Raw genomic sequence first — 19056 nt, forward strand, 5'->3', positions numbered from 1 at the left:
AACAGCAAGTGCCGTCGGTCAACGCTTCATCCCGCCAAGTTCTTGAAGTTTTCTGACGATTTGCTGATCGCTGGGTGCAAACTCATACTTGCCCAGTTCCTCAAGTGTCACCCAGCGATACTCGGTGTGTACCTTGAAAGGCAGGTTTTCAACAGCATCGGCATACACACGATACGCCTTCAGGTGATACAACGTCTCCTTGTTGGTGAAGTCGTGGCTGTGGACCAGCTGACCAACTTCCACTTCAAGGCCAAGCTCTTCAGCAAACTCACGCTTGAGTGTCTCTTGTTCGCTTTCCCCATAGCGATTCTTTCCTCCGGGAAATTCCCAAAGTCCTCCGATGGAGCCTGTATCCTCGCGTTTGGCGATGAAATAGGCATCGTTTCGCATCAGTATTCCTGCGGTGGTAATTCGTTCCTGCATCTCTGTCTCCTACAGCAAAACCAATTGGGGTGCAATGAAGTGGATGATTGCAACAGCCATGGTTAAAAAGCCGACATTGCGCTTGTTTCGTTCCATATAGAGCCCTGTTGCATCCAGTACCGTCTGCTGCTCTTCCTGCTTCACCCCGATGCCCCGCAGCGCTTGATAGAGATACCAGAGCGTGAGAGAGAACACATTGAGCATCGGAACCAGGTCACCAAGCAGCATCGGACCTGGATCCATCGGGAACAGGGCTAATGCAATCGTCAGCAGAAGCCCGCTGAGAACAAGTATCCTTCGTACCACCCTGTGGGTGCGGAAGGCGTATCGCAAGGAGAGCAAAAGAGGAAATGACAGACCATACGAGTCCGAAAGCAGGAAAGCCGAGCCCAGCAAGAGATAGGCGATGGAAAGCAGATACAGCTGAATCAAAGCTCGGCCTCCTGGACTGCCCTGCCAAGGAAGGCAAGCAATGTTTCACTATCGTAGTATCCATACGCACGCTTTGCAAGACGGCCCGTCTGCTGGTGAATCAACGCTCCCTCCAAAGCTGCAAGCCACCCATCCTGATATTTTGCAAAAAGCGAGGCAATGATTCCCGACAGGACATCACCGCTGCCGGCAACGCCGAGCGATGGATTGTTGCCCTCGATGACCACCACGTTTCCTGCTTCATCGACAATATGCACCAAGGAGCTCTTCACAACGAGCGTCGCCTTGAGTTCGGCAGCTGCCTTCTGAATGGATGCAAAGAAAGCGTTAGGGGTCTTTCTGTCGTAGTCATCGCCAAAAAGGCTTGCGAGCAAGCAAGCGAGCTCTCCGAGATGAGGGGTGAGAACAAGCGGTCCGTGTTCCGGCCTCCGTCCGCGGGCGAGCAAGGAAGCGTAGGCCCGAATCCCATCAGCATCGAGGACCATGCTCTGTCCGGTTGCAAAGAGCTTTTCGAGCAGCGGTTCCCTCCCTGACCCCCACCCCGGCCCCACCAGCAAAGCCCCATACGGGGGAATCGGCTGTCCTTCATAGACTTTTACCATCACCGAAGGGGCTTCAGAGGCGGCCAGGGTATAGACTTGCGCGTCGCAATACAGGCTTACCAGCCCGGCACGGGCTGCAAAACACGCCTTGGCCGAAAGTCTTGCCGCTCCGCTATAGGCAACGCTTCCGCCGAATATTGCAACATGGGAACGGCTGTTCTTGTACTCATCGATTGCGAGCTTGGGCAGATGTGCCTTCCTCTCACAGAGCAGTGCCGCACTTGGCACCTGCTGAAGCAAAAACGGGGGGAAGGATGGATTGACGCAGAACAAGCTCCCGCATCGAGAGCGGGTGGAAGGATGAAACATGCTGCGCTTGAGCAACCCCATCGTAACAGTCATGTCGGCTTGGATGCAAATCGCATCAGAAGGGACCTCATCGCCCAGGCCCGAGGGAACGTCGACAGCCAGAATTCGTGCTTTGCTCTGATTGGCAGCATCAACCAAGGAAGCGGCAATGCCGTTGAGGGGACCCTTCAAGCCAGTGCCCATCAAGCCGTCGACAATCCAGTCGGCGTGCTGCAACTCAGAAAATAGGCGGGTGAATTCAGTATTTTCGGCCTGCAAAGAGACAAGAGCGTATGCTTGGGCAACAAGACGGTGCCGTGCACAGGACTCGGAAATCCGCGTACCCGTATATATTAGAACCTGGTTGGCAAACCCATCCTGCAATGCATACCGGCTGACAACCAATGCATCTCCGCCATTATTGCCGCCGCCGCACAAGAATACCAGACGGTCATCCTTGGAAAGACTGGGTTTCCATAGTTGATAGATCTGCAGACCTGCGCTCTCCATGAGACAGAGAGGTGGGAGATGAGCCACATCTTGGGCATTCTCATCCAGTGTTGCAATATCGGAGGCAAGTGCAAGAGGTTTCATATCCATACTGTACATGAGGGGCAAGATGCGGTCAACATTTCCTATCTTGACACGTTTGGGGCATCCCGTTAGGCTGGACATGTCCTGGGGTGGCGTAACAGCCTGAGATTACACCCGTTAACCTGATCTGGATAATACCAGCGGAGGGAGACAGTCACTTCTCAATCACACCTATCCCCATGGCAGACTATTCAATATGGAGGTGCTTATGAACAAGCATCGGTACGTATGTGTTTTGGTTGCCATCCTTACACTCTCGTTCTCAGTATTTGCACAACCGGCCAAGGAATCGAAAGAGCTGGTTGTGTATGCCTATGATGCGTTCTGCGGAGACTGGGGCCCCGGTCCTGCAATCGTCGAGGAGTTTGAGAAGCAGTACGGCGTCAAGGTAAACCTGGTAAGTGCGGGAGACGCTGTGGAAATGATGACCAAAGTCATCAGCGAAGCGGGCAACCCTTGGGCCGACGTTGTAATCGGCATAACCGACGACATGGCCCAGAAGATGTATGATGCAAACCTGCTTCAGCGATATGAGAGTCCGGTCCTCTCGGACATCCCCTCATTTCTGCACTTCGATCCCTTGTATCGGCTCCTGCCGTTCGATTACGGCAATTTTGCCTTCGTCGTCGATACCGAACGGATGAAGGCACAGGACATCCCGACCTCTCTTGCTTCGCTGGTCGATCCCAAGTACAAGAACAAGGTGATTCTCATCGACCCCCGAACCTCGTCGGTCGGGCTTGGCTTGCTGCTGTGGACCATCGAGGTATTTGGAGAGGACGGATATCTGTCATGGTGGGAGGCTATGAAGGAGAATGCCCTGACCATCACCGACGGTTGGTCCAGTGCATACGGGCTCTTCACTGAGGGAGAGGCTCCATTGGTGCTCAGCTACTCCACCAGCCCGGTCTACCATGTAACGTACGAAGAAACCACACGGTATCAGACGGCAATCTTTTGTGAGGGTCATAGTACCACCATCGAAGGTGTAGGGATCCTGGCATCGAGCAACCAGAAGGCGAATGCACAAAAGTTTGTTGATTATCTGCTTACCGAAGCTCAGCTTACCATAGCCTTGGCCAACTCCATGTATCCGGTAAACAGCAAGACCGAGCTTCCCGCTGCCTTCGACTATGCTCCAAAACCCAAAAAGAGCCTCTCGATGGAGACTGAAATACTTGCAAAAAACCTCGATAGATGGCTTACTGAATGGACACAGGTAATGAGTAGATGAGAGATGACAAGAATATGCAGTACAAGCGATTCTATCGCGTGATGCCGTTGCCCTCGACAATGGTTTTGCTGCTGTTGTTCTTCGTCCCCCTCTTTTTCACCCTCTCTTCGGCATTCGTCACCGAGCAAGGATTCACATTCTCGCGTATTGCAGGGGTCTTTACCGACCCCTATACGCAGAGAATCATGCTGTTCACCTTGTTGCAGGCAACCTTGTCGACACTTGCATCCCTGCTCGTCGCCCTCCCAGGAGCCTATTTGATCGCCACCTACTCCTTCAGGGGTAAACGTCTCATCCTTGCACTCAGCGCCATTCCGTTCGTGATCCCATCCATCTTGGTGGTGCTTGGATTTGTCATTTTCTTTGGCAACAATGGGTTTCTCAATCGAATCCTGATGACACTCTTCAAACTTGAAGAGCCTCCGCTTTCGATTCTCTACTCATTTCCCGCCATTATCCTTGCCCATACGTTCTACAACTTTCCCATCATCATGAGCTTGGTCTCCTCGTACTGGGAGCATATGGATGGCAACTGCGAAACGGCATCCTATACCCTGGGCGCCACCAAGGCCAAGACGTTCTTTTCCATCACCCTGCCTCGTCTGCTTCCCGCCATCATCAGTGCAGCTTCCTTGGTATTTCTTTTTTGTTTCAACAGTTTTGCAATCATCCTGGTCCTCGGAGGCGGTCCCCGGTATACCACCATGGAGGTGGAAATCTACCGGCAGGCCCGTATGCTGGGACAAACCGGCTCTGCAGCTGCCTTGTCGCTCTTCTCCATTCTTGTCACCAGCATCCTCCTCTTATGGTACAACAGGACGCAAAAGAGGCTTGCACTCAGTGAGACGTATAGAAACAGCAATCGCTTGATCGAGAAGAAACCGGCAACGCTGCCAGGAAAACTGCTTGCATTATTCTATACTATCGTTTCTTCCCTGTTCATCCTCGGGCCCATTGCATCGGTGGTTGTCCGTTCATTCATGGCTTCATCCTCCCGCTCGGGTGCCGAGGCATTCAGCCTGAAATGGTATCGGCAGCTGCTTTCACTCGAGCGCGCGACAGGACATATGAATTCTGCTCTCCAAGCGTTATCAAACAGCTTGGTCATTGCCGCCCTGGTAGCCCTTTGTACCGTTCCGCTTGCCCTCACACTCTGTGTCGCCATCCGAAAAAAGGAGAAGGGATCGCTGTTGGAGCTCTTGGGCATGATGCCGATGACCGTCAGCTCGGTGATCATTGGCCTGGGGTATTACCTGATCAGTGCAAGAGTCCGCGGCGGATTATTGACTAGTTATAGTTTGGTGGTCCTTGCACACATGGTTATAGCCATACCCTTTGTACTCAGAACCATTCTTCCAGAGTATCGAAAGATTCCCAATTCCTACATTCATAGCTCATTGACGTTGGGTGCCGGACCCTTGAGGACATTCCTGCAAATCGAGCTGCCCCTGCTCAGGGGTGCCATGCTCACTGGAGCCATTTTTGCCTTTGCCTTGAGCATGGGTGAGTTCAATGCAACGTTGACCTTGGCCAACAGTTCAATCGTGACGCTTCCCATCGTCATGTATCGTCTCATTGGGTCCTACAACTTCCAAGGGGCTTGCGCCTTGGGAACCATTTTAATCGCCGTCTGTACTCTTGTGTTCATCGTCAGTGAATTGGCAAAAGGAGGCAAATATGACCGATGACGGTCTTTCCTGTTCCCTCAAAGCTTCCTATCAGGATTTCAACCTGGATGTCTCTTTCTCCGTCAAAATCGGAGAGTTGGCGTGCATCATCGGTCCGTCGGGGTGTGGAAAGTCCACCACATTGCAGTTGATAGCAGGCTTGCTACCGTTGAACGAAGGGAAACTGGTTCTCAATGGCAGGGATATCTCACATACCAGCGTACATGAACGGCAGATAGCCATGGTATTCCAAGACTATGCCTTGTTTCCCCATATGAGCGTGGAGCAGAATATCGCCTATCCGCTGAAAATCAGAAAGGTCGGTCGGGAAAAACGCAAGGAGAGAATTGCCCGGTTGCTCTCCATGGTCGCCTTGGAAGGGTATCAGAAGCGCAAGAGCCAGCAGCTCAGCGGCGGTGAGCGCCAACGTGTTGCCTTGGCCAGGGCTCTTGCTTCAGATCCCAAACTGCTGCTGTTGGATGAACCTCTTTCGGCATTGGATGCAAAACTGAGAAAACACCTACGGGAAGAAATCCGGAGGATCCATGACGAGACAGGAATCACCACTCTGTATGTCACCCATGACCAAGAAGAAGCACTATCGCTTGCCGACCGCATTATTGTCATGCATGAGGGAAGGGTTATGCAGGAAGGGACAGGTGAACAGATTTACAACGAACCGGCGAATCTTTTTGTTGCGACGTTCATGGGTGAGGGGAACGCCCTCCCTTACAGCATTATTCCCAAAACGCTGGTGAATCCCGGGGGAACCGAACCCTTTGTCTTCAAGCCCAAGGAGGGCAAGCACACCATCTTCTTCCGCCCCGAAGAGGTCTTGGTCCAAGACAACAAGAACCTGCCTCTTGCAGAGTACTTGGTACATCTCCAGTTCAAACAGGCTGAAGTGTTGAGCTGTGAGTTCCAAGGAGATCACTACCGACTTGTCTGCAGTTGGGAAGGATATCCCATCATCAGTCACTGTTCTCATCGACCTCAGTCAAGAAATGTTACCTTGGGAGTAAGAGTCAAGCATATTCGTGAGTATGTTGATGGACAATCGGTAACAAAGCCGTTGCTTCCCCCGGTCGGGGAATAGAAACAAAGTTATTTTTTTGTATACTGGGCATATGAGAAGACGCTACCTTTTGATTCTCCTCCTTGTTGCAGCAGTCTTCCCCTTGTCAGCTCAGACCACAGGGTACTATCATTCGGCCACCGCCACAGCTTTTGAGTATCTGGGAATCTCCCATTTTGCGGATGAGATCCCAGCCCGTTCCTCTTTTGCCGGTAGTACCTCACTTGGCTTATTCGGGTACCAGGGAAACCGATGGGACGGTTCGTTGGAGCTACAAATTCAATCGGTGAGCCGCTCGCTTCCCTACGGGCTCTACCGCAGCAGAGGGTTTACTTCCATTGGATTCGGCCTAAGGTCCAGTTGCATGCTAAACGATTCTTTCTCCCTGTATGGCCAGCTGGGCACAGAGGTAAACTTCTACAGCCAGATCAAAGAGGCATTTGCATCCTTCTCACTCCAGGTAGGAGGACAGTTGCTCATTCTGGAAAACCCCACCTATCAACTCTTTCTAGCTTTCCCGCTCTCCATTCACCTGAGAAAGGAGATTACCGCCATCCAAGTGGGAGTAGGATTGCGATACCACCTGTTCCCGTATCATCAAGGGGGAAGCCAATGAGAAGAATCATCCCCCTCCTATTCAGCATAGTACTCATTCTCAGTTCCTGTGAGCTGTTCTATGATGAGCCGGTGGCGGGGGATGTGTATGCTATTTTGGTGGGATTGGATTATCAGAACAATACAAGCCAAGATAATCTCCAAGGGACGCTCAATGATGCCGATGAACTCCATATCGTGCTTGATAGCCTGGCAGAACAAACGGATTCCGACTATTTTGGGTACAGGTTCAGACAAGAAGGGTTATCGTATACATCAGAAGTAAATTATCTCATTGGAACAACAACAGTGAATGCATATCCCTCAATTACAAATATCGAAAAAGCTATAGAGGCTTTAGCATATGTAACAGACGAAAACGATCTCATTCTTTTTGCCTATTCGGGACATGGCGGAGAGGACGGAAGTATAGCACTGGCAAAGACATCATCATCCGATGGAGAATACTTCTATGATGTCCAGAATCTATTGGATCACTTCAAGAAGGTAAATGGCCGCAAGCTCATCATCTTCGACACCTGCTACAGCGGCCTTTCCCTGCCTGTTAACCCGGGGAGCACAAACACGGTACTTGGTTCTTCAATTGATGATTGGTATGCAAAGTATTGGGAGAATTCCTCATATGAATTGCCAGACATATATGTACTCACAGCAAGCGCTGATACAGAATCCTATGAAGTAGATTTGGACTCAAGCAAGTCTGTAGAGCATATGCATGGCGCCTTCACCGCCGCCATCCTTGAAGCTCTGGGCTGGGGGTATCCTCATCCTGATGTGGAGGACCTACCCATGCCCCCTGCCGCTCGAGGCTCCACCCTCACAGTCGATGCTCTCTATGCATATAGTAAAAACTATATTGAAGGACTCCCGGACATCTCTCTCCATTGGAACCTGTTCAGCCTCTCCGATTATATCCAACACCCTCTCGTCTCAGGTGGTGCCATGGACATGGTCCTGTTCAGATTCTGAAGCAGAAGCCATACTCTCATACCTATATACACATGAAACATCTTCTGCTATTTCCCCTCATTCTGCTTCTGCTTGGTTGTGAGCTTGTCCACCAACATCCAGAGCCTGGAACATTCACCCATGTAGCCATCGGGCTGAATTACCGGGGGACCAATGCAAACGTGCTCTCAGGCACGATCAACGACGCCAGGGAGCAGGAAGCTGCATTCGCTTCCCTCTTCTCCAATCGAGATTCTTCTGCTTATCTGATGCTGCAGGAAGGAAGCAGCGATGATTCGTACGACAATCCAAGCTCACCGTCTCTCCCGACAAAGGAACGAGTAACCACGTTGCTCTCTGCGCTCGTTGAAAACCAACAGGAACAAGACCTGCTCTTGATCACCTACAGTGGTCACGGCATGGAGGATGGCTCATGGGTATTGGCACCGGATGATGCATCGGGCACAATCTTCCTCGATGCAACCACAGTAGATCCATCACTGCTGCTCTCCGTAGATGAGCTGTTTGCCCTGCTCGCACCATCGAAAGGAACCACACTGTTGATCATCGACAGTTGCTATGCAGGTAATTTTGTCTTGGAAAATGGAACATCAGTCTCGCTCATCGATCCACGGCCCATCTTCTCTGATGCATATGAGGCCTATTTCAGCAAGGGCTCTTATGAGAAGAAGGTGTTTGTCATGGCTGCAACGACAGCAGACAACACTAGCAAGGAGCCCATCGGAGGCAGTCACATTCACGGCTACTTCACCGAGGCTCTGCTCGGAGGACTTGGATGGGATGAAGAGTCCCAAAGTCTTTTGAACAAGCCATCCTCATTGAGTTTGGACGGGCTCTACAGCTACATCATGGAGAATCAACGCATCAAGCTCTCAGGAACCTATCAAGCGTTTTACCAGCACCCAACCATCGTCGGCGGGCCGCTGGATCTCGTACTCTGTCAGGACGAGAACTGACCCTCACGAATGGCGACAATCTCATCACGGATGACGGCGGCGCGCTCGAACTCCAGGTTCTTGGCAGCTTCCAGCATCTCCTTCTCCAAGGCCTTGATGTACTTTTTGCGGTCGTTGGCATTGAAGAGGTTGTATCCACCCTTGAGAATGGATAGATCCTGCTTCTGGATTTCCTTCGTCTCCTCACGCTCCCGTTCGAGGATGTCCTGAACCGCCTTTACAATAGTAGTAGGTGTAATGCCGTGCGCTTCGTTGTAGGCTGTCTGTATTTCCCGTCTTCGATTCGTCTCGCCGATGGCTTCTTCCATCGCAGGACTCATCCGGTCGGCATACATGATGACCCTCCCCTCGGAATTTCGAGCAGCCCGGCCGATGATCTGAATCAAGGAGGTGGTCGACCGCAAGAACCCAATCTTGTCTGCGTCGAGAATGGCAATAAGAGAAACCTCTGGAAGGTCCAATCCTTCCCTAAGCAGGTTGATACCCACCAGGATATCAAACACTCCAAGCCGAAGGTCCCTGAGAATCTCCACCCGTTCGATGGTATCGATTTCCGAATGCAAGTACCGCACCTTCAAGCCCAGCGAAGCGAAGTAATCCGTCAAATCCTCGCTCATCTTTTTTGTCAGGGTTGTAACCAGGACTCGTTGCTTCTTGGCAACTACTTTTCGGATTTCTCCATACAGGTTCTCCATCTGGCCTTCAGAAGGGCGGACATCAATCTCGGGATCCAGCAACCCGGTCGGCCTGATAATCTGCTCAACCACTCTTGCACTTTTGGCAACTTCAGTCTTGCCGGGTGTCGCAGACACATAGATGCGCTGCTGCACGACCTGTTCAAACTCTGCCGCCTTCAATGGCCTGTTGTCCAAGGCTGAGGGGAGCCTGAAGCCGTAATTGACCAGGTTGAGTTTCCGAGACCTGTCCCCCTCGTACATCGCACCGACCTGCGGGAGGGTGACATGCGATTCATCTATGAACGTAATAAAGTCAGGAGGGAAATAATCCAGCAGCACTGCAGGACGCTCGCCCGCCTTTCGATCTGAGAGAGGACGTGAATAGTTCTCAATTCCTGAACAGTAGCCTATCTCCTCAAGCATCTCCAAGTCATACTCAACCCTGGTCTTGATCCGTTCAGCCTCGAGCGGTTTTCCCATGCTGTTGAAGAGCTCGACCTGGTCCTCCATCTCACTGCGAATTCGTCCAATTGCTGCTTTGACCTGCTCAGGAGGCATGACAAACTGCTTTGCGGGATAGAGGGTGTAGCTATCCACCATCTCCTGCTTTTCTCCAGACACGGGATCGAACCATTGGATGGAGGCAATCTCATCCCAATCCACGCTGATTCGTACGGCATTCTCCAAATAGGAGGGACAAATTTCAATAATATCACCCTTCACGCGGAAAGCACCCCGCTTGAGAATGGCATCGTTGCGTTCATATTGCATCCTCACCAGCTTCTCGAGCACCTCGTGATGGTTGAACTGGTCACCCTTGGCAAACGTATGTACCATGTCACGAACCGAGACAGGGTTGGCCAAACCGAATATGCAGGAAACGGTGGCCACCACAATGACATCGCGTCGCTCCATCAAGGAAAAGGAGGCAGAAAGCCTGAGCCTGTCGATTTCCTGGTTGATATCGGCATCCTTTTCAATATAGAGGTCCTTGCCGGGAACATACGCCTCCGGTTGGTAATAGTCGTAGGTTGAGACGAAGTATTCGACGGCATTTTCAGGGAAGAAAGACTTAAACTCCCGGTAGAGCTGGGCTGCCAATGTTTTGTTGTGGGAAAGCACCAAGGTAGGGCGCTGCACCTGTTCGATAATCTTGGCCATCGTATAGGTTTTACCACTACCGGTAACCCCTTTGAGGGTCTGATGGAAGTCACCCTGTTCAAGACCCTTGCTCAAGGCCTCGATGGCCTGTGCCTGATCTCCCGAAGGGTCGTATGCTGAAACCACCTTGAAGCGTTTATTCTGATAGGAGACGTCGCCATGCACATTTGTTACCGACTCCCCTCCCCATCGCTCGTCTACTTTGAGTTCTTCCATATTATCGCACCAATGCGCTTACGTGTTGCGCCGTTCGTTCAATAAGCTGTACATTCATCTGCTTGATCTCACCCTTGCGGTTCACCGTCACACTCACCTTTTGACCGCTTTTCAGCGGCAGCAGGGCAAGATACAAATCGTTGAGATCTTCCACCACTTCACCATTGACTGCCGTGATGATGTCTCCGCCCAGGTATATCACACTTGAACCGTATTGGACCATCTGATTTCCACCCTTCAAGCCCGCCTTGTCGGCAAAACCGCCGCTTACCACTTGGCTGATGAGTACACCCTTGTCAACCGGGAGCTTCGCATAGGCTACCAATTGGGGGGAGAGCTGCACTGCCGCCAAGTCGAGCCAGCCTCGGCTGACCTTGCCCAGCTTGATGAGGTCGGGAATGACGGCAATGGCAGTATCGATGGGAATGGCAAAGTTCAATCCTTGAGAGCTGCCGGTGGTTGAGTAGATGGTGCTGTTGATCCCTATCACCTCCCCCCGTCCGTTGAGCAATGGCCCGCCGCTGTTTCCCGGGTTGATCGAGGCATCGGTCTGGATGGCGTTCATGATGATTTTCCCGTCACCGGTTCGGACAGGCCTGTTCAAACCGCTCACCACCCCGACCGTCAGCGTGCGATCATATCCGAAAGGATTGCCGATGGCGATGACTTTCTGTCCAATCTTGAGTTCCTCGCTGGTGCCCAAGGTGATCGGCTTGAGCACCACTTCTTTCTCGACATTGATTTTTATCACAGCCAGGTCATCCTCGCTGTCGATACCCACCAGCGTGGCAGGATAGGTCCGGTTGTTGTACAGTCCCACCTTCAAACTGGCGGCCTTCTCAACCACATGGGCATTGGTAAGGATGTATCCATCGGATGAGAGAATTATTCCGCTTCCGGTACCCTGGGCGGGAAGCACGTCCATGAATGCATTCACCTGGGATTCGGCAATCGTGGTGATATGCACCACACTCTTGTTTGCTTGCTCATAGACACTGATGGTTTGCTTCTCATCGGCACTATACATCCAGGAACGCTCATCACCCTCGAAAAGGATCAGACCATCCTCACCATGGAATATATTTGACACCGGAACACCGGATAAGGAAAGCAACCCTTCCACGCCCTGTGCCTCAACCACGCCCTTGAGTACCTGGGCAAGATCTTTTTTGCGCTTGTCCTCATTGATGGAGTTGGTCCAACGAATCAGGATGTAGGCAAAAACAATACTGGCCGTACCGATAAGGATGGCTAGCACTATCCGGATTACTGTGGTGCGTGTAGTTCGAAGCATGTCCCTAGTGTACTTCCAAAGGGGGAGCTAGGCAACTATAGGCTGGACAGGAGCGTCAGAACTTCCTCTTTTGTCGGAGGGTCGCAACCCCTTCGTGAGCAGTTTATTGCACTTGCAGCACTCGCCCATCTGAGGGCATCCATGATCAGGTGCTCATCAAGCACACCAAGACAGGGCAGCTGGCCGTCGGAGCCGAAGCAATCCCGTTCGTGCAGGTAGGAGAGCAGGGCTCCACTGAATGTATCACCGGCTCCCACCGTGTCGATGACAGGCAGATCGATGATCGGCATGCTGACTTCCAGTCCCTCGGGGGTGAACCAAATACTGCCGTCCCTTCCCAGGGTCAATATGGTATGTGCCGAGTAATCGAAGGCAAGCTTTTTGGCTTGTTTCTTGACATCCGCGCCGGGATACAGGTAGAGAAGGTCTTCGTCGCTGAGCTTGATCAGCGAGGCCAGGCCGAACGCCTGCTCCATGCGCTTCAGATACGATTGCCTGTTGTCGATTACAGCCGGCCGTACGTTGGGATCGAGAAAGATGATGGGACGGGGTTCGTACTCCTTGAGGGCTGCCAGAATCGCATGGCAACCGGGTTCCAAAGCCAGGACGAGGGAGCCGATGTGAACCACCCTGAGGTCGGTATGCACTCCCATCACAGAGAGCAGCTCCTCCTTGTTCAGGGTGACTGGAGCCGAGCCTTTCCAATAGAACGCATAGGTCGCCTTCCCGTGCTCATCCAAGGAAGCAAAGGCCAGCAAGGAAGGTTGTTCTGCAGCACACAGGGCGGGATCGAACATCACCCGGTTCTCCACCAAATGGTCCAACACCCTCATGCCGAACATATCCTTTGAAAGCTTTCCAATGAACCCGACAGCAGAACCCTGCAGCGATGCCGCTGTGGCAGCATTGAGACCGCACCCGCCTACATGTGAATCGAAGCTGACCGTTGAAAGATTTGAAGGCTTGGAAATGAAATCGATCAAGGCTTCACCGATGACACCTATCATACTGCTCTCTCCTATAAATAGCGTTTCTTCTCCTGCCCGATGACTCCGGCAAGAAGCTGCACATACTGCTTGGCAGGGCTCATGGAAATCTTGGGCAGCAAGACCTCCTCGATCTGGAAGAACCCCACATCGCTGGACATTTGCACATCGATGAGAATGGGAGCCCCTTCACCCTTGCTGATGGTTACCTTCTCAATGGAATTAGCTGAATACTTGTGAATATCCCCGGTCTTCGGGCTTGTGCTGATGCTCATCGGGATACGCGCCCTTCCCTTTTCCATGTCGCATCCATCGCCAACCAGCAAGAGACCCGCTTCCAAGGAGTAGATCTTTCGGTTCGCCATATGCCCAAGGACACCTTCGCTGGCTATCGACATGATGGCTATGCGACGTTCCAAAGCGTTTGGCAGCAGGACCTGCAGCAGCCGGTCCATGATCGGCCTGGCAATGACAAGCCCTGTCAACTCATGGTCGGTCCTTCCGACACTCATCCCCAAGTCATGCAGAAAGGCGGCAAGCAACAAGGCGCACAAGCTGTCTTCATAGCTTCCGGCATCCTCTTGCTCAAGAGACGTCTTCACCCCGGCCTGTTTGAGCACCGACAGCATTTTCACCACATTCACCGCAACCTGGCGCATATGCACAGGGCCGTGATCGTTGTAGTTCAACCGTTTGATCGAAACACTGTTCGCATAGTCTTGAATAGCCTCGATCTCAGAGTCGCTTGTCAGCTGCTGAGCCAGGGAATGGCTGTCGGTTCCCTCTTGAAGCAGGGAAAGCAATTGTCGTTCCAGATGGAGTTCTTTTGGTGACTTCATACCCTAAGACTACAACAACTTCGGAACAACGGAAAGAGTCTGTGGATAAAATGAGACAAACTGCCTATACTGCAAGCATGAGACGAATCACAATGCGCGACTTTCGCTGGATGGGCAGACCATCGGTGTGGGAAAAGGACTATCGACAGGTAAAACTTGAAGTAGAAGCCCACATGAGTCTGCCGAACGGACCCTTGCTGTTGGCTGTAAGCGATGAATCATTCATGTTTGAGGCAAAACTGAATGTCCCTTGTGAAGGCGGGTTTACAGGCCTTTGTGTCTACCATTTGGACACGACGTTTGCTGCAGTAGGCATGAGTCGGCAAGAAATTGAGATCCATATGTCAATCGCGGGCTTTCACAGCAGGGCCGTCATCGCCCGACCCTTCGGGCAGGACGAGGCTACGTGGCTCTTGCGACGAAGCTCAGCCCTTTTGACCATAGGGTATCGAAGTGAGGAGCAAGAGATCTGGATCGGAAACTTTCAGCTTCCAGGGGTTGAACAATCGATCAGCTTCGGCCCGTACTTTACCAACGCTACCGAGCAGAGCATGCAAGGCTGGATGCACTCGATACGGTACACCAAAGAGGCTTGAACTGTACTGGTCCAAGCAGTGTGCTTATGCTACTATGAGCTATCTCCAAACGAGCCCCTTTGGAAGGGCATAAGGAAGAATTTTATATGGACGAACGAACTGAAGAGAAGACTCCCCTCAATTTTCTTGAGCGCATCATCGAGGATGACCTAGCCAACGGCCGGGTCCCCGACAACACCATAGTCACCCGGTTCCCTCCCGAGCCGAACGGGTATCTGCACATCGGACATATCAAATCGATCTGCCTGAATTTCGGTCTTGCAGAAAAATATAAAGGCCGCTGCCATCTCAGACTCGATGACACCAATCCTGAAAAAGAGGACATCGAGTATATCCAGTCCATCATGCGCGATATCCGCTGGCTCGGTTTTGATTGGGGCAAATATGAGTACCATGCCTCGGATTATTATCAGCAGTTGTATGAGATTGCCGTGCGCTTGATCAAGGAAGGCAAAGCCTATGTCGACAACCTGACCTTCGAAGAGATGAAAGAGTATCGGGGAACGTTGACCGAGGGCGGGAAAAACAGCCCTTCCCGAGACAGGAGCGTTGAAGAGAATCTCAGGCTTTTTGAGGAGATGCGCCAAGGAAAACATCCTGAAGGCTCCTATGTCCTCAGAGCGAAGATCGACATGTCCAGCCCGAACATCAACATGCGCGACCCGGTGCTCTATCGGATCAAGTTTGCCACCCATCCCCGAACAGGCGATACATGGTGCATCTACCCGATGTATGACTTCACCCATCCCATCAGCGACGCCATTGAAGGCATCACCCACTCGATCTGCACCCTTGAGTTCGAGGATCATCGCCCGGCCTACGATTGGGCCACGTCAATCGACGGCATCGACCACACCCCGCATCAGTATGAGTTCGCCCGTCTGAACATCAACTATCTGGTGATGAGCAAGCGGCGCCTGCTCAATCTGGTGAAGCTGGGGATCGTAGATGGATGGGACGACCCGCGCATGCCCACCATCAGCGGAATCCGTCGACGAGGATATTCCCCTGAATCGATGAAGGACTTTGTCAGCCGTATCGGTGTCGCGAAGGTCGAGAGCGTAGTCGATTACTCGCTGATGGAATTCTGTGTCCGCGAAGACCTCAACAAACGCGCTGAGCGGTTGATGGTCGTTCTCGATCCCTTGAAGCTGGTCATCGACAACTATCCCGAGGGAAAGGTTGAGTACTTTGAGGCTGTGAAAAACCCCGAAGATCCCAATAGCGGCACTCATCAGATACCCTTCTCCCGAGAGCTGTATATTGAAAAGGAAGACTTCATGGAAGTACCCCCCAAGGGGTATCACCGCCTCTTCATCGGAGGAGAAATCCGCCTGAAATACGCCTATTACATCACCGCAAACTCGGTTGTAAAGGATGAGGACGGCAACGTGGTTGAAGTACACTGCACCTACGACCCCGAGTCACGGGGAGGAACAACCCCGGACAACCGCAAGGTGAAAGGCACCAGCCATTGGGTAAGCGCTTCAGAGGGCATTACCATAGAGGCTCGCCTGTATGACAAACTCTTCTTGTCCGAGTATCCTGGAGCGGCTACCGGCAACTATCTGGATGATTTGAATCCCGATTCCTTGAGAATTGTTACCGATGCAAAAGCCGAACCCGAGATTCTCAACGCCAAGGTTGGCGATTACCTGCAGTTCATCAGAAACGGATACTTCTGCAAAGACAACCGCAGCGAAGGTTTGGTCTTCAATCGGACCGTGACCCTGAAGGATTCCTGGGCGAAGCTCAAACAGAAAATGGGTGTGTAAGACACGTACTGCAGAGAGAGAATTATGGATTACTTCTTTGACCAGCACTTCCATGTGATGCATATTTCCCATCCTAACCTCATCAGTTTCCTCGCTTCGCTGGATACGGGTATTCCCGAACTCATCACCAGCGGAGCACTTTCCCCCGGCTACATCCTCACGGCCAAGAACCGAAAAGGTCCGGTGCTCCTCAACCGACTGACCAATACGTTGACCACCTTCGAACAGTCCATCGGGCAGACATTGGTGATGATGGAAGATGACCTACGCGGGGTGTTCACCTCCCATGAGGAAGGAGCTCCCAGGCCTGAACTTCCGTATATCAGGGAAGGGAAAATGCATATGCGGGGACGTACCTACGACAAAATGGCGATGTGTCCCTTGCTTATGGATTTTTCCAGCATCCTGGTACGCAAGGAAACTCTGTACTACCCCACTCCCAGTGAACAGAAAATCCTCGATTACGTGAAAGATTCGCTTGAGGGATTTTCCTATTACCACAGCCAGCGGCCCGATGGACTGTTCGAGTTCTTTCCATTTTTGGGAATCAATCCACCCGTCCACTCCCTGGATTTCATCAAGGAGCTTTTGTCCACCTATATCGCAACCGGGAACAAGCAGTTTTACGGCATCAAGTTCTATCCGCCGCTTGGATACGACCCATGGCCTTCCGATGAGATCGAGCGCCAAAAGGTCCTCTACATCTATGAGTTTTGCAGCCAGAACAACATCCCCATCATGACGCACTGCGACGACCAGGGTTTTCGTGGAATCCCGGCCAAGGAGGCATGGAAGTACACAGCCCCTTCAGCCTACAAACCGGTACTCGCACGCTTTCCGCTGCTTCGTATCGACTTTGCACATTATGGCTGGCAATATACGCCATTGCAGAAGAATCCCATCACAGTCATCTCCAGCCTGACCAGCAAAGTTCCCGACTCCACTTGGTTCTACGAGATCACCGAGTTGATGCAGCTCTATCCCAACATCTATGCCGATATATCCTTCAGCGGGGCCAATCCGGACTTCTATCTACAATTGGTCAATTATCTTAATTCCTTGGAGGAAGAGAAGCGACGGGTCATCCTGAGTCGTTCGCTGTTCGGGACTGATTTCTCAGTCAACCTGATGAAGGTTGAAAGCTATACTTCCTATTATCGGATGTTCGAGCAATCCCCGCTTTCCGATGACGAAGTTCATGCAATGGTATCGGTCAATCCGCTTCGTTTCATGCATATCGGGCAAGAATAAAGGCAGGCCTTGAGCCTGCCTCTGTCGCTGTACACCAAATACGCTTAGTANNGCAACAATCTCGAAATATGCCTGGGGATGGGCACATACAGGGCACATGCCTGGAGCCTTCTTGCCGATAACGATATGCCCGCAGTTGGAGCACTTCCAAATCTGGTCGCCCTCTCTGCTGAATACCAAGCCACCTTCAACATTCTTCAAAAGGTCAAGATAGCGCTGCTCATGGTGCTTCTCAATGGCAGCAACCATTTCAAAGAGGGTGGCAATCTTGTTGAAACCTTCCTCACGGGCTTCTTTGGCGAAACCAATATACATCTCGGTCCACTCGTAATGCTCGCCGGCGGCAGCATCCTTGAGGTTGGTGGCGGTATCATGGATCTCCCCGCCTTCCTGTAGAAGCTTGAACCAAATCTTGGCGTGTTCTTTCTCGTTGAAAGCAGTTTCCTCAAACAGATTGGCAATCTGTACATAGCCTTCTTTCTTGGCCTGGGAGGCATAATACGTGTACTTGTTACGAGCCATGGACTCCCCTGCAAATGCGGCGTTCAAATTGGCTTCGGTCTTAGATCCTTTCAATTCCATACCTTACTCCTTCACTGCCTTTGGGCAGCATGCTTTTTTTGGCAATCGGGACAAATCCCGTTGAACACTATTTCGTACGATTCGAGGACGTATCCGAAAGTTTCCACATTCTTGGTACTAAAATCGATATCACCGAACACTTCGATGTCGCTCACCTGTTTGCAACTCGTGCATTGGATATGGTAATGATTACCCAGGGTACGGTCGAAATGATCAGGGCCGCCAAGCACGCGAATACGCTTCACCATTCCCTCATCCACGAGCATGTTTAAATTTCGGTACACCGTTGCCCGACTGATGGAAGGATGCTTCAGCACAATGTTCTCGTAAATTTGTTCAGCATTCGGATGGTTTGTAGCAGTGGTGACAGCTTCCCAAACCAATCCTTTCTGTATTGTCTGCCGCTTCTCTTTCATTGAATTTCCTAAATGATATCGAATCTCAATAGTTATAATAGTCCAGGCCTAGCACAGTGTCAACAAGATACTGGTAAAACCGGACATCCACGAGGAAACCCCAGGGAATCCTGGGGTTTCGCAGAACAGGATAGCATTATTTATCCTTGTTTTTTCCTTCATCATCAAGCCAGAAGAAGGAGTCGTTCTCGTTCTCTCCCCTGGTTCTGGTCTCACGGAATTTGTCAAAACCGTAAGGCTTGGGGGAAGATTTGCGTTCACGCTTCACCCTGCCTTCCGATCCAGCCTCATCACGTGGGGATGAGATTGCAGGTCGGTCTTCACCCCTGCGCACCGGGGGGCGCTCGCTTCTGTCTCCGAAGGGTCTTCTCTCCCCATACGAGGGACGATCGGATGAAGGTCTTCGAT

General features: G+C 51.7%; 18 protein-coding genes, 1 pseudogene and 1 riboswitch. Of the genes and pseudogenes, 9 read left to right on the forward strand and 10 right to left on the reverse strand.

What is annotated here, in order from left to right; translation table 11 throughout:
- Positions 1 to 18: 18 nt before the first annotated feature.
- The 3 genes from B3K89_RS05910 to B3K89_RS05920 are packed head-to-tail and all read right to left on the reverse strand — an operon-like array spanning position 19 to position 2339.
- A complete protein-coding gene (locus B3K89_RS05910; RefSeq protein ID WP_293894495.1) occupies positions 19 to 423 on the reverse strand; it encodes a (deoxy)nucleoside triphosphate pyrophosphohydrolase in 405 nt (134 codons plus the stop codon).
- Between the two features lie 9 nt (positions 424 to 432).
- Positions 433 to 855 carry a hypothetical protein gene (locus B3K89_RS05915; protein ID WP_293894498.1) on the reverse strand — a complete coding sequence of 141 codons (423 nt, stop codon included), beginning with the start codon at positions 853 to 855 and terminating at the stop codon, positions 433 to 435.
- Positions 852 to 2339 carry an NAD(P)H-hydrate epimerase gene (locus B3K89_RS05920; RefSeq protein ID WP_293894501.1) on the reverse strand — a complete coding sequence of 496 codons (1488 nt, stop codon included), beginning with the start codon at positions 2337 to 2339 and terminating at the stop codon, positions 852 to 854. Before B3K89_RS05920 ends, B3K89_RS05915 begins: the two co-directional genes overlap by 4 nt.
- A gap of 75 nt (positions 2340 to 2414) precedes the next feature.
- Positions 2415 to 2504, forward strand: a riboswitch (TPP riboswitch).
- Positions 2505 to 2547: 43 nt separating this feature from the next.
- Here B3K89_RS05920 and B3K89_RS05925 point away from each other — a divergent pair.
- The 6 genes from B3K89_RS05925 (at position 2548) to B3K89_RS05950 (ending at position 8855) form a co-directional block, all read left to right on the forward strand.
- Positions 2548 to 3573 (forward strand): thiamine ABC transporter substrate-binding protein, encoded by a 1026-nt coding sequence (locus B3K89_RS05925; protein ID WP_293894504.1) that lies wholly within the window; start codon positions 2548 to 2550, stop codon positions 3571 to 3573.
- Complete coding sequence (locus tag B3K89_RS05930; RefSeq protein WP_293894507.1) at positions 3570 to 5261, forward strand: ABC transporter permease; 1692 nt, start codon at positions 3570 to 3572, stop codon at positions 5259 to 5261. The genes B3K89_RS05925 and B3K89_RS05930 overlap by 4 nt, the downstream gene beginning before the upstream one ends.
- Positions 5251 to 6336 (forward strand): ABC transporter ATP-binding protein, encoded by a 1086-nt coding sequence (locus B3K89_RS05935; protein WP_293894510.1) that lies wholly within the window; start codon positions 5251 to 5253, stop codon positions 6334 to 6336. Before B3K89_RS05930 ends, B3K89_RS05935 begins: the two co-directional genes overlap by 11 nt.
- A 31-nt stretch (positions 6337 to 6367) precedes the next feature.
- The gene (locus B3K89_RS05940) at positions 6368 to 6931 is read left to right on the forward strand and encodes a hypothetical protein (RefSeq protein ID WP_293894513.1); all 564 of its coding nucleotides are present in this window, start codon (positions 6368 to 6370) and stop codon (positions 6929 to 6931) included.
- 98 nt (positions 6932 to 7029) lie between these two features.
- Positions 7030 to 7899, forward strand: coding sequence for a caspase family protein (locus tag B3K89_RS05945; RefSeq protein WP_345907179.1), 870 nt, complete (start codon positions 7030 to 7032; stop codon positions 7897 to 7899).
- Between the two features lie 32 nt (positions 7900 to 7931).
- Entirely contained in the window at positions 7932 to 8855 is a 924-nt protein-coding gene (locus B3K89_RS05950; protein ID WP_293894519.1) for a caspase family protein, read from the forward strand.
- Here the strand turns inward: B3K89_RS05950 and uvrB are convergent.
- From uvrB to B3K89_RS05970, 4 genes are read right to left on the reverse strand one after another with little or no spacing between them, the layout of a single operon-like run.
- Positions 8840 to 10909: an excinuclease ABC subunit UvrB gene (gene uvrB / locus B3K89_RS05955; RefSeq protein ID WP_293894522.1), complete on the reverse strand. Its 2070-nt coding sequence runs from the start codon at positions 10907 to 10909 to the stop codon at positions 8840 to 8842. The genes B3K89_RS05950 and uvrB overlap by 16 nt on opposite strands.
- A gap of 1 nt (position 10910) precedes the next feature.
- A complete protein-coding gene (locus B3K89_RS05960) occupies positions 10911 to 12203 on the reverse strand; it encodes a S1C family serine protease (RefSeq protein WP_293894525.1) in 1293 nt (430 codons plus the stop codon).
- A gap of 35 nt (positions 12204 to 12238) precedes the next feature.
- Positions 12239 to 13210 (reverse strand): carbohydrate kinase family protein, encoded by a 972-nt coding sequence (locus B3K89_RS05965; protein ID WP_293894528.1) that lies wholly within the window; start codon positions 13208 to 13210, stop codon positions 12239 to 12241.
- 11 nt (positions 13211 to 13221) lie between these two features.
- Entirely contained in the window at positions 13222 to 14028 is an 807-nt protein-coding gene (locus tag B3K89_RS05970) for a phosphohydrolase (RefSeq protein ID WP_293894531.1), read from the reverse strand.
- Between the two features lie 77 nt (positions 14029 to 14105).
- On the opposite strand from B3K89_RS05970, the gene B3K89_RS05975 reads away from it, so the two are divergent.
- The 3 genes from B3K89_RS05975 (at position 14106) to B3K89_RS05985 (ending at position 17650) form a co-directional block, all read left to right on the forward strand.
- A complete protein-coding gene (locus tag B3K89_RS05975) occupies positions 14106 to 14624 on the forward strand; it encodes a hypothetical protein (RefSeq protein ID WP_293894534.1) in 519 nt (172 codons plus the stop codon).
- Between the two features lie 86 nt (positions 14625 to 14710).
- On the forward strand, positions 14711 to 16399 hold the full coding sequence (locus B3K89_RS05980) for a glutamine--tRNA ligase/YqeY domain fusion protein (RefSeq protein ID WP_293894537.1): 1689 nt from the start codon (positions 14711 to 14713) through the stop codon (positions 16397 to 16399).
- 24 nt (positions 16400 to 16423) lie between these two features.
- Entirely contained in the window at positions 16424 to 17650 is a 1227-nt protein-coding gene (locus tag B3K89_RS05985) for an amidohydrolase family protein (protein WP_293894539.1), read from the forward strand.
- Between the two features lie 57 nt (positions 17651 to 17707).
- Here the strand turns inward: B3K89_RS05985 and rbr are convergent.
- From rbr to B3K89_RS06000, 3 genes and pseudogenes are all read right to left on the reverse strand, one after another.
- Positions 17708 to 18232: pseudogene (rbr, locus tag B3K89_RS05990) on the reverse strand (rubrerythrin); the annotation flags it as partial.
- Between the two features lie 11 nt (positions 18233 to 18243).
- Positions 18244 to 18648, reverse strand: coding sequence for a Fur family transcriptional regulator (locus B3K89_RS05995; RefSeq protein ID WP_293894545.1), 405 nt, complete (start codon positions 18646 to 18648; stop codon positions 18244 to 18246).
- 136 nt (positions 18649 to 18784) lie between these two features.
- Positions 18785 to 19056, reverse strand: a 272-nt coding sequence (locus B3K89_RS06000; RefSeq protein ID WP_293894548.1) for a hypothetical protein, incomplete at its 5' end; no start/stop codon positions are given.

It is taken from the genome of Sphaerochaeta sp. UBA5849, from assembly GCA_002432715.1.
Lineage (GTDB): Bacteria > Spirochaetota > Spirochaetia > Sphaerochaetales > Sphaerochaetaceae > Sphaerochaeta.

Coding starts and splice junctions, on each gene's coding strand:
- B3K89_RS05910 (WP_293894495.1), bottom strand. CDS start 423: ATGCAGGAACGAATTACCACCGCAGGAATACTGATGCGAAACGATGCC.
- B3K89_RS05920 (WP_293894501.1), bottom strand. CDS start 2,339: ATGAAACCTCTTGCACTTGCCTCCGATATTGCAACACTGGATGAGAAT.
- B3K89_RS05925 (WP_293894504.1), top strand. CDS start 2,548: ATGAACAAGCATCGGTACGTATGTGTTTTGGTTGCCATCCTTACACTC.
- B3K89_RS05930 (WP_293894507.1), top strand. CDS start 3,570: ATGAGAGATGACAAGAATATGCAGTACAAGCGATTCTATCGCGTGATG.
- B3K89_RS05935 (WP_293894510.1), top strand. CDS start 5,251: ATGACCGATGACGGTCTTTCCTGTTCCCTCAAAGCTTCCTATCAGGAT.
- B3K89_RS05940 (WP_293894513.1), top strand. CDS start 6,368: ATGAGAAGACGCTACCTTTTGATTCTCCTCCTTGTTGCAGCAGTCTTC.
- B3K89_RS05950 (WP_293894519.1), top strand. CDS start 7,932: ATGAAACATCTTCTGCTATTTCCCCTCATTCTGCTTCTGCTTGGTTGT.
- uvrB (WP_293894522.1), bottom strand. CDS start 10,909: ATGGAAGAACTCAAAGTAGACGAGCGATGGGGAGGGGAGTCGGTAACA.
- B3K89_RS05960 (WP_293894525.1), bottom strand. CDS start 12,203: ATGCTTCGAACTACACGCACCACAGTAATCCGGATAGTGCTAGCCATC.
- B3K89_RS05965 (WP_293894528.1), bottom strand. CDS start 13,210: ATGATAGGTGTCATCGGTGAAGCCTTGATCGATTTCATTTCCAAGCCT.
- B3K89_RS05970 (WP_293894531.1), bottom strand. CDS start 14,028: ATGAAGTCACCAAAAGAACTCCATCTGGAACGACAATTGCTTTCCCTG.
- B3K89_RS05975 (WP_293894534.1), top strand. CDS start 14,106: ATGAGACGAATCACAATGCGCGACTTTCGCTGGATGGGCAGACCATCG.
- B3K89_RS05980 (WP_293894537.1), top strand. CDS start 14,711: ATGGACGAACGAACTGAAGAGAAGACTCCCCTCAATTTTCTTGAGCGC.
- B3K89_RS05985 (WP_293894539.1), top strand. CDS start 16,424: ATGGATTACTTCTTTGACCAGCACTTCCATGTGATGCATATTTCCCAT.
- B3K89_RS05995 (WP_293894545.1), bottom strand. CDS start 18,648: ATGAAAGAGAAGCGGCAGACAATACAGAAAGGATTGGTTTGGGAAGCT.